Source organism: Serratia sp. PL7 (genome assembly GCF_945957435.1).
Genome location: NZ_CAMFLB010000011.1, coordinates 268070 through 277339, shown reverse-complemented (window position 1 = coordinate 277339; position 9270 = coordinate 268070). Strand labels below are relative to the sequence as shown.

Below are 9270 nucleotides of genomic sequence, written 5' to 3'. Positions count from 1 at the left end.
GAAGGCGCAGGCGCTGCTGAAGTAAGCGGCCTGGCGCAAGCCGATAAAAAAGCCGGTCATCGTGACCGGCTTTTTTTATGCCATCACCCGATGAATCTGCAAATATTGCAGCAGCATGATGGTCTTGCCGTCTTTAATGCGGCCGTCGGCGATCATCGCCACCGCTTCACTGAACGGCAGTTCGATCACTTCGATATCTTCATCTTCAATGCCGCCGCCGGCCGCGCGCCGCTCATCGTCATGGTATTCGGCGATAAAGAAGTGCACGATTTCAGTCACGCCGCCCGGCGACATGTACGCTTCGAAGATTTTCTTCACCTCGCTGACCTGAAAACCGGTCTCCTCCACCGCTTCGCGGCGCGCGCATTGCTCCGGAGAGTCGGCGTCCAGCAGGCCGGCGCAGGCCTCGAGCAGCATGCCGCTCTCGTTGCCGTTGACGTAGGTCGGCATGCGGAACTGATTGGTCAGCACCACCGTGCCCTTGGCGCGGTTGTACAGCAAAATGGTAGCGCCGTTGCCACGATCGTAGACCTCGCGCACCTGTTGCACCGAACCGCCGTTTTTGCGTTTCAGATCGAACGTGTACTTGTGCAGCACATACCAGTTGTCCGACAGCAGCTCTTTCTTCACATTCTCAATTTTCGACGACATAACCCTTTTCCCTTGCGTGACAACGTGAAGATCATACCGCGATTAGGCCGCGCCGCGGCAGACGATTTGCAACAAAAATCACATCGTCTCTCCGGGTAAACCAGGATTTAAAATACATCGTGGGCAGACGCAGACTCTGACAGACGAGTCAGGACGAATCGCATCCGCAAAGGCAAATCATCAGTGGAAACCGGGCCGCGGCTGAAAATCGGTGGGCATTTCGCTATTCATTTGATTACACAACGACAATTGTTCCCGTTTTGTTGACAACTTGATACAAATCGCGGTGCAATTTAGTTGCAAAAGTTATAGTTTTGCTTTCGAATGAAACTGGCGAAGCGCCTCACCTGAGAGAAAAGGATTCCGTGATTGCTTGTTAAACGTTCCGTGACCGGCAGCCTGGCCAGAGCGCTGTTCGGCATCGTGATCCTGTCGGTGCTCGCCACCGGGTTGGCGTTGACGACCGTCGCCGGCAGCCAGAGCGATGCCGAGGCGATCAACATCGCCGGTTCGCTGCGCATGCAAAGCTACCGCTTGGCCTTTGACCTCGACCGGCAGAACCCGGAGCTGGAGCTGCACCTGCAGCAATACCGGCAATCTTTGCAGGCACCCGCGCTGCAAAAGCTGGCGCGTTTTTACGTCCCGGCCGAGGTACGCAACCACTATCTGGCGTTGCAACGAACATGGCAAACGATGGAGCAGCAGATCCGCGACGGGCAGGCGGCCGCCTACCGGGCAGAGGTTGCCGGCTACGTCAACCGCGTCGATCATTTCGTTTCCGCTCTACAGCGTTATTCAGAGTTGAAACTCACCCTGGTGGCCGCCATCAGCGTACTGGGCTACGCCGCCATCATCGGTCTGGTGCTGTTCTGCATCCGCTTTATGCGCCGCCAGGTGGTCACGCCGCTGCAGCATCTGGTCGACGCCAGCCAGCGCGTGCAACAGCGCGACTTTCGCCACCCGCAGCTGGACGTGGCGCTGCCGAACGAACTCGGCGTGCTGTCGCAAACCTTCAGCGCCATGTCGGACGAGCTGGCCCGGCTCTATCAGTCGCTGGAGCTGAAAGTGCAGGAAAAGACCCAGCGCCTGCAGCAGGCCAACGAAACGCTGGAGGTGCTGTATCGCTGCTCGCAGGCGCTGAGCGTGCGCCAGATCGATCAGCAGGCGTTTGAAAATGTGCTGCGCATCGTGCGCCAAAGTGAACGACTGCGCTGCATCCGGTTGAACGTGGCGGACGACCATGGCCAGTGGCAACTGAACGAAGGAGAGCCGGCGCCGGCGCAAGCCTGGAGCGCGCTGTCGATCACTCAAGGCGATAAACTGCTGGGCGAATTGCGTTGGCAGCCCGAGGCGCAGCCGCCGCATCCTCACCTGATGCAGAGCCTGGCCAATATGTTGGGCCGCGGCGTCTACTTCAACCGCGCGCAAAAGCAGCACCAATATCTGTTGCTGATGGAAGAGCGTGGGACCATCGCCCGCGAGCTGCACGATTCGCTGGCGCAGACGCTGTCGTTCCTGCGCATCCAGCTGACGCTGCTCCGGCGCGCCGCCGACGATCCGGCGGCGCAGACGATTATCGATGATTTCGATCGCACGCTGGCCGATGCCTATCGCCAGCTGAGAGAATTACTGGCCACCTTCCGCCTCAACATTCAGGAGGCGGATCTGAATGCCGCGCTGGAGCAACTGTTGCAGCCATTAAAGGCGCTAACCCCCGCGCGGATTCAGTTACACTGTCGGCTGCCCTCGCAGGCGCTCAACGCCCAACAGCAGGTGCACGCGCTGCAGATCGTGCGCGAAGCGGTACTCAATGCCGTCAAGCACGCCGGAGCGAACGAGATCGCGGTGTGTTGCGAGGTCAATGCCGCAGGCGACAACGTATTCAGCATTACCGACGACGGTTGCGGCATCGCCAGTCTGGAAGAACCGGAAGGGCATTACGGCTTGACCATCATGAGCGAACGCGCGGCGCGACTGGGAGGAACGCTGCGCATCCGGCGCAGAGGCGGCGGCGGCACGGCGGTCTGCCTGACATTCTCGCCCTGACCTTGCGGCTGTTCACTCGGCGTTACGGTTGCCGCCGGGCAGAAGGCTGCCCAGAGAGGTTTGCGGTGCAGAATGCCGCTATTTTTGAAGAGACAGTCCCACTGTGAAGCACGCCTCCGGGCGCGTTTGAGTGGCTTTACTTGCTACAGGGAGCATATTTCATGGTGATGAAGCAATACCGAGTCATGATCGTTGACGATCATCCGTTGATGCGGCGCGGCATCAAACAGCTGCTGGGACTGGATGCGCGATTTGGCGTGGTAGCGGAGGCCGGCAACGGCAGCGAGGCGGTTGCGCTGGCACTGCAGCACGCGCCGGACGTGATCTTGTTGGATCTGAACATGAAGGGCATGTCCGGGCTGGATACGCTGCGGGCCCTGCGCGACGAAGGCGTGGACGCGCGCATCATCGTGCTGACGGTCTCCGATGCGCGCAGCGATCTGTATGCGCTGATCGACGCCGGCGCCGACGGCTATCTGCTGAAAGACAGTGAACCGGAACAGCTGCTGGAACACATCAGCGCCGCCGCCGAAGGGCAGAACGTGATCAGCGACGCCATGGCCGACTATTTGCTGGCGCGCGGCGAGCAACGCGATCCCTTCGCCGCCTTGACCGAACGCGAACTGGACGTCTTGCAAGAGGTGGCGCGCGGCCTGTCCAACAAACAGGTGGCGGCGCAGCTGCATATCTCTGAAGAAACCGTGAAGGTGCACATCCGCAATATACTGCGCAAGCTGGACGTGCGTTCTCGCGTGGCGGCGACGGTGATGTACCTGGAGTACAAAAGCCACTGATCGCCCCGCCCCGGCCAATACGCCGGGGCCGCTTACTCGATGGCGCTGAGCAGCGCCTGATGGTGCTGATGCACCCAGCTCTTGTTGAACGGCCCCCAGCTTTCCAACTGATAGAAACCGTCGTTGTTGCGCACGCCCTGCTGCACGAACTGCAGCTCGACGCCCATGCCGGGCAGCGCCTTCAGCACATCCTGCAACGTGCGGCGCGGCCAACCGGTCAGCGCCATCAACCGCGGCACATTGGGCCGCTCACTGTGGCTGATCAGCCAGCATAAATAAAGCCGACGGGCAAATACCGGGTTAATTCCCATGCCAAGCTCCTGCTGTAAGGTGAGTCCAGTTTTTACTTTCGGTTGCCTGCGGCGAAGACATGCGCAAGGCCTTTGATAGTAATAAAAATGTCTTAATAGCGTACAATTATCGGCGTCGGTGCATCCACGCCGTTTTCCGCTACCGTTATTTACACTATCTCCTTTTTTTCTCCACGCTTTCCTCGACTATCCCGAGTAAAGTGCAATAGCGCCGGAATCCTTCCCTGCCGCTGAAATGCATATTTCCGATGCGTTTTAAAGATAGAACAAGTCATAACGAGGTTCGCGCTGCATGGCCAATTTTTTTATTGATCGCCCGATTTTCGCCTGGGTGCTGGCAATTATTCTTTGCCTGACCGGGGCATTGGCGATTTTTTCTTTACCGGTAGAACAATACCCGAATCTGGCGCCGCCGAACGTGCGCATTAGCGCAACTTACCCAGGTGCTTCGGCGCAAACGCTGGAAAACACCGTCACGCAGATCATTGAACAGAATATGACCGGCCTCGACAACATGATGTATATGTCGTCGCAGAGCACCAATACCGGCCAGGCAACCGTCACGCTGACGTTCGAAGCCGGCACCGATCCCAACGAAGCGATGCAGCAGGTGCAAAACCAGCTGCAGGCGGCGATCAAACGTTTGCCGCAGGCGGTGCAGAATCAGGGGGTCACGGTGTCGAAATCCGGCGACACCACGCTGATGATGGTAGCGTTCGTCTCCACCGACAACAGCATGGACAAGCAGGACATCGCCGATTACATCGTCTCCAACCTGCAGGATCCGCTCAGCCGCATCAACGGCGTCGGCAGCATGGACGTGTACGGCTCGCAATACGCCATGCGTATCTGGCTCGATCCCAACAAGCTCAACAGTTACCAGCTCACGACCCAGGACGTGGTCAAGGCCATTCAATCGCAGAACGCCCAAGTGGCGGTCGGCCAGTTGGGCGGCACGCCATCGGTCGATAAACAGGCGTTGAACGCCACCATCAACGCCCAGTCGCAGCTCCAGACGCCAGAACAATTCCGCCAGATCACCCTGCGGGTCAATCAGGACGGCTCGCTGGTGACGCTGGGCAACGTCGCCACCGTCGAACTGGGCGGCGAGAACTACAACTACCTCAGCCGCTACAACGGGATGCAGGCCGCGGGCATGAACATCAAGCTGGCCTCCGGCGCCAACGAACTGCAGACCGACCAGTTGGTGAAGGACAAGATCGCCGAACTGTCGCAGTACTTCCCGCGCGGGCTGGAGGCCAAAGTGGCCTATGAAACCACCCCGTTCGTCAAAGCCTCGATCAAGGACGTGGTGAAAACGCTGCTGGAAGCCATCCTGCTGGTGTTCCTGGTGATGTACCTGTTCCTGCAGAATTTCCGCGCCACGCTGATCCCCACCATCGCCGTGCCGGTGGTGCTAATGGGCACCTTCGCCATCCTGTCCGCCTGCGGCTTCAGCATCAACACCCTCACCATGTTCGCCATGGTGTTGGCGATCGGCCTGCTGGTGGACGACGCCATCGTGGTGGTGGAAAACGTCGAACGCGTGATGAGCGAAGAAGGCCTGCCGCCGCGTGAAGCCACGCGCAAATCCATGGGGCAAATCCAGAGCGCGCTGGTCGGCATCGCCCTGGTGCTGTCGGCGGTGTTCGTACCGATGGCGTTCTTCGGCGGCACCACTGGCGCCATCTATCGACAGTTCTCCATCACCATCGTCTCCGCCATGGTGCTGTCGGTGCTGGTGGCAATGATCCTGACCCCTGCCCTGTGCGCCACGCTGCTCAAACCGATCGCCAAGGGCCACCACCACGGTAAGCGCGGCTTCTTCGGCTGGTTCAACCGCATGTTCAACCGCAACACCGAACGCTATGAGCGCGGCGTGGGGCGCATCCTGCACGCCAGCGGCCGCTACATGGTGATTTATCTGCTGTTGCTCGGCGGCATGGCGTTGCTGTTCATCAAGCTGCCGACCTCCTTCCTGCCGCAGGAAGACCGTGGCATCTTCACCGTACAGGTGCAGCTGCCGGCAGGCTCGACCCTGCAGCAAACGTCCAAAGTGGTGGAAAAGGTCGAGCGGTACTTCCTCACCGAAGAGAAACAGGATGTGTTGTCGGTGTTCGCCATCATCGGCTCCGGGCCGGGGGGGAACGGCCAAAACGTGGCGCGTCTGTTCATTCGGCTAAAAGACTGGGATCTGCGCACCTCGGGCGCCAACAGCTCGTTCGACATCATCGATCGCGCCACCCTGGCGTTCAACAAGATTAACGAAGCGCGGGTGATCGCCAGCAGCCCGCCGGCTATCACCGGCCTCGGCAACTCTTCCGGCTTCGATATGGAGTTGGAAGACCACGCCGGCCTCGGCCACGCCAAGCTGATGGCAGCGCGCGATCAGCTGCTACAGCTGGCCGGGCAAAACCCGCTGCTGTCGCGCGTGCGCCACAACGGCCTGGACGACAGCCCGCAGTTGCAAATCGATATCGATCAACGCAAGGCTCAGGCACTGGGCGTGTCTATCGACGACATCAACAATACCCTCTCCACCGCCTGGGGCTCGACCTACGTCAACGACTTCGTCGACCGCGGCCGGGTGAAAAAAGTCTACGTGCAGGCCGCAGCGCCGTTCCGCATGCTGCCGGATGACATCAACAAATGGTATGTACGCAACAGCGCGGGCGGCATGGTGCCGTTCTCGGCCTTCGCCAGCTCGCACTGGGAGTACGGTTCGCCGCGGCTGGAGCGCTATAACGGCAGCTCGGCGCTGGAGATCGTCGGCGAAGCGGCCAACGGCGTCAGCACCGGCACCGCGATGGCGGAAATGGAAAAACTGGTCAGCCAACTGCCGACCGGCTTCGGGCTGGAATGGACGGCGATGTCCTATCAGGAACGGCTGTCCGGCTCGCAGGCGCCGGCGCTGTACGCCATCTCGCTGCTGGTAGTGTTCCTGTGCCTGGCGGCGCTGTACGAGAGCTGGTCGATACCGTTCTCTGTGATGCTGGTGGTGCCACTGGGGGTGATCGGCGCGGTCGCCGCCACCTGGCTGCGCGGTCTGGAGAACGACGTCTATTTCCAGGTTGGCCTGTTGACCATCATTGGGCTGTCGGCGAAAAACGCCATTCTTATCGTCGAGTTCGCTAATGAGCTGAACCATAAAGGCCAGGATCTGATGTCGGCGACGCTCGACGCGTCCCGCATGCGTCTGCGGCCGATCCTGATGACCTCGCTGGCGTTCATCTTCGGCGTGCTGCCGATGGCCACCAGCAGCGGCGCCGGTTCCGGTAGCCAGCATGCGGTCGGCACCGGGGTGATGGGCGGCATGATCTCCGCCACCCTGCTGGCGATTTTCTTCGTGCCGCTGTTCTTCGTGCTGGTGCGGCGCCGTTTCCCGGGTAAAGCGCATCCGGCAACCACGCCGACCACTGAGGAGTAACAGGCAGCGCATAAAAAAAGCAGCGTCGGGTAACCGATGCTGCTTTTTTTCGAACGATAATCTCGTTCCCAAGGTGTTTCAGTGACGTTCCAATGACTCAACCTTGCCATCTGCTTCAACGCTGTGTCAGTTGCCCAACATCTCATCAATGAAGTCTTTCCAGTTTCCTAATTCACGATCAACCATAATACTTTACAACCTCAATTATTTGACGAAGCGGATTCTACGCTTGTTTTTTGACCATGTGAAGGGAAACGGGAACGATGCCGGGCCCGGAAATCGGGCTTAGCGCACATTTTCGTATTTATCTGATCAATGTGCAGTACAGCTATTCCCTTGTGATATCAATTTCTCCACGGTAGCGTGTAAAAGGTATAAAAATACGCCAAGGGAGCGCCGATCATGTCCACTTCTTTGTCTCTCTCGCAGTTGAAAACGCAGGGCCGCTATCAGGAAGCGACTGCGCTGGCGTTACGGCAACTGGCGGCCGAGCCGGAAGCGGCGATGTTACACTTTCAGCTGGCCTGCCTGTATGACGTTCAGGGCCTGGAGCAACAGGCCATTCCCTGCTACCTCGCGGCATTGGCTCGCGATTTGCCGCCCGCCCAGCGCCGTGAAGCCTGGCTGGGCCTCGGCAGCACTTACCGCGCCCTGGGGAAATACCCGGCTTCGCTGCGCGCTTTCGACGATGGCCTGACCGAATTCCCGCAGGCCAACGAACTAATGCTGTTTCGCGCCATGACGCTGTACAACCTGGGTGAAAATAAACGCGCCGTGGCCGATCTGTTATTGTTGCTGGCGGACACCTCGTCAGACCCCGGCATCCACGGCTATCAGCGCGCCATTCGGCACTATGCCGTCGATCTCAATCATATTGATTAGAGGAAAACCATGGAAATCATCACCGATATGAGCCGCCGCGCCATCGACTGGCAGCAGCTGTGTGAATTGCTGCAGGCCGCCGGGCTGGGCGAACGCGATCCGCATACGCTGCAACGCGTTTACCAACACAGCCAGTTTTGCTATTGGGGGTTTATCGGCGATGAGCTGATCGCCACCGCGCATGCCATCAGCGATTTGACCTCGGTTGCCTACCTGGCCGACGTGGCGATCGATCCGCGCTTTCAGGGACAGGGGTTGGGGCGCAGGTTGATGGACCGGGTGATGCAAGATCTGGCGCCGCTCGGCAAGATTTTCATCTATTCGGTGCCGGAAAAACTGGCCTTCTATAAAAAGTACGGCTTTCACGATTTGACCACCGGCATGGTGTTCGCTGAGGGCGCCGCCCTGCGGCGTTTGCAACAGGGAGGCTACGTACGTTAATCGCGCATTACAAGGTTTTGCTCATAAAGATACGGCAGGTCCCCGGCGGCAGGCACGCCACCTCCCCCATACGCTGCCAGCCATGTCGTTGATAAAAGTCCGGCGCCTGAAAGCTGATGGTGTACAACACGGCGGAAAGGCAACCGCGCCGGCGGCCTTCCTGCTCGAAACGGCGCAACAATTCGCTGCCCAGCCCCGCCCCGCGCAACGCTTCCGGCAGATAAAAGAGATCGAGAAACAGCAGCCCTAATGATGAGCGCCCGGTAATCCCCCCGAGAACCTCCCCACTATCGGGATCTTTTACCACCACGGCCAACGGCAGACGATCGCCGTAGCCGATATGTTGATCATTAAAACGGTCCAACCCCTCCGCGATACAGGACGTTATTTCCTGCGTTACCCGATCGGAAATTTCGATATGACATTCTTTCACGCCAGCTCTCCGTATCAATCATCCACGTTCGCACTCTGCTCACAGCTTAAAACATCGCATTTTCTTTGTTTAGAATTATCTTTGTCTCAATTTCCACGTTAATTTTCGCATGACTTCAGCGCCGACTTTACTGTCGCTCCAAGTAAAGCTTCTCATCGTGATAAAACCAAGAAAAATCTTAGTTTTTAACTCGTTAAACGCAATCTTCCGTCATTTAATGATCGTCAAAAACGATCGTTTTGATAATTTTGATAGTCAATATCTATGTTAATTCCTTTCAATTAC

General features: G+C 58.5%; 9 protein-coding genes. 5 read left to right on the top strand and 4 right to left on the bottom strand.

Annotation, left to right across the window (positions count from 1 at the left end; all coding sequences use genetic code 11):
* Positions 1 to 75: 75 nt before the first annotated feature.
* Complete coding sequence (nudK, locus tag N6G83_RS33295) at positions 76 to 651, bottom strand: GDP-mannose pyrophosphatase NudK (protein ID WP_025303814.1); 576 nt, start codon at positions 649 to 651, stop codon at positions 76 to 78.
* Between the two features lie 369 nt (positions 652 to 1020).
* Between nudK and narQ the strand changes: the two genes are divergently transcribed.
* Both narQ and N6G83_RS33285 read left to right on the top strand, forming a co-directional pair.
* A complete protein-coding gene (gene narQ / locus N6G83_RS33290) occupies positions 1021 to 2697 on the top strand; it encodes a nitrate/nitrite two-component system sensor histidine kinase NarQ (RefSeq protein ID WP_025303815.1) in 1677 nt (558 codons plus the stop codon).
* Positions 2698 to 2858: 161 nt separating this feature from the next.
* Positions 2859 to 3491, top strand: a complete 633-nt coding sequence (locus N6G83_RS33285) for a response regulator (RefSeq protein ID WP_025303816.1) — start codon at positions 2859 to 2861, stop codon at positions 3489 to 3491.
* A gap of 32 nt (positions 3492 to 3523) precedes the next feature.
* Here N6G83_RS33285 and N6G83_RS33280 read toward each other — a convergent pair whose 3' ends face one another.
* Positions 3524 to 3802 carry a helix-turn-helix domain-containing protein gene (locus N6G83_RS33280; RefSeq protein WP_004941750.1) on the bottom strand — a complete coding sequence of 93 codons (279 nt, stop codon included), beginning with the start codon at positions 3800 to 3802 and terminating at the stop codon, positions 3524 to 3526.
* A gap of 292 nt (positions 3803 to 4094) precedes the next feature.
* Between N6G83_RS33280 and acrD the strand changes: the two genes are divergently transcribed.
* On the top strand, positions 4095 to 7229 hold the full coding sequence (acrD, locus tag N6G83_RS33275; RefSeq protein ID WP_025303817.1) for a multidrug efflux RND transporter permease AcrD: 3135 nt from the start codon (positions 4095 to 4097) through the stop codon (positions 7227 to 7229).
* A gap of 126 nt (positions 7230 to 7355) precedes the next feature.
* On the opposite strand, the gene ypfM is transcribed toward acrD, so the two are convergent.
* Complete coding sequence (gene ypfM, locus N6G83_RS33270) at positions 7356 to 7415, bottom strand: protein YpfM (protein WP_100396732.1); 60 nt, start codon at positions 7413 to 7415, stop codon at positions 7356 to 7358.
* 216 nt (positions 7416 to 7631) lie between these two features.
* On the opposite strand from ypfM, the gene N6G83_RS33265 reads away from it, so the two are divergent.
* Positions 7632 to 8111: a tetratricopeptide repeat protein gene (locus tag N6G83_RS33265; RefSeq protein WP_025303818.1), complete on the top strand. Its 480-nt coding sequence runs from the start codon at positions 7632 to 7634 to the stop codon at positions 8109 to 8111.
* A 9-nt stretch (positions 8112 to 8120) separates the two neighbouring features.
* Positions 8121 to 8552, top strand: a complete 432-nt coding sequence (locus tag N6G83_RS33260) for a GNAT family N-acetyltransferase (protein ID WP_167324504.1) — start codon at positions 8121 to 8123, stop codon at positions 8550 to 8552.
* A gap of 7 nt (positions 8553 to 8559) precedes the next feature.
* On the opposite strand, the gene N6G83_RS33255 is transcribed toward N6G83_RS33260, so the two are convergent.
* On the bottom strand, positions 8560 to 8985 hold the full coding sequence (locus N6G83_RS33255) for a GNAT family N-acetyltransferase (RefSeq protein ID WP_025303820.1): 426 nt from the start codon (positions 8983 to 8985) through the stop codon (positions 8560 to 8562).
* Positions 8986 to 9270: the final 285 nt, after the last annotated feature.

What these genes read in the sequence shown, in the direction of transcription:
- N6G83_RS33285 (WP_025303816.1), top strand. Translation starts at nt 2,859, where the DNA reads ATGGTGATGAAGCAATACCGAGTCATGATCGTTGACGATCATCCGTTG.
- nudK (WP_025303814.1), bottom strand. Translation starts at nt 651, where the DNA reads ATGTCGTCGAAAATTGAGAATGTGAAGAAAGAGCTGCTGTCGGACAAC.
- N6G83_RS33260 (WP_167324504.1), top strand. Translation starts at nt 8,121, where the DNA reads ATGGAAATCATCACCGATATGAGCCGCCGCGCCATCGACTGGCAGCAG.
- N6G83_RS33280 (WP_004941750.1), bottom strand. Translation starts at nt 3,802, where the DNA reads ATGGGAATTAACCCGGTATTTGCCCGTCGGCTTTATTTATGCTGGCTG.
- N6G83_RS33265 (WP_025303818.1), top strand. Translation starts at nt 7,632, where the DNA reads ATGTCCACTTCTTTGTCTCTCTCGCAGTTGAAAACGCAGGGCCGCTAT.
- acrD (WP_025303817.1), top strand. Translation starts at nt 4,095, where the DNA reads ATGGCCAATTTTTTTATTGATCGCCCGATTTTCGCCTGGGTGCTGGCA.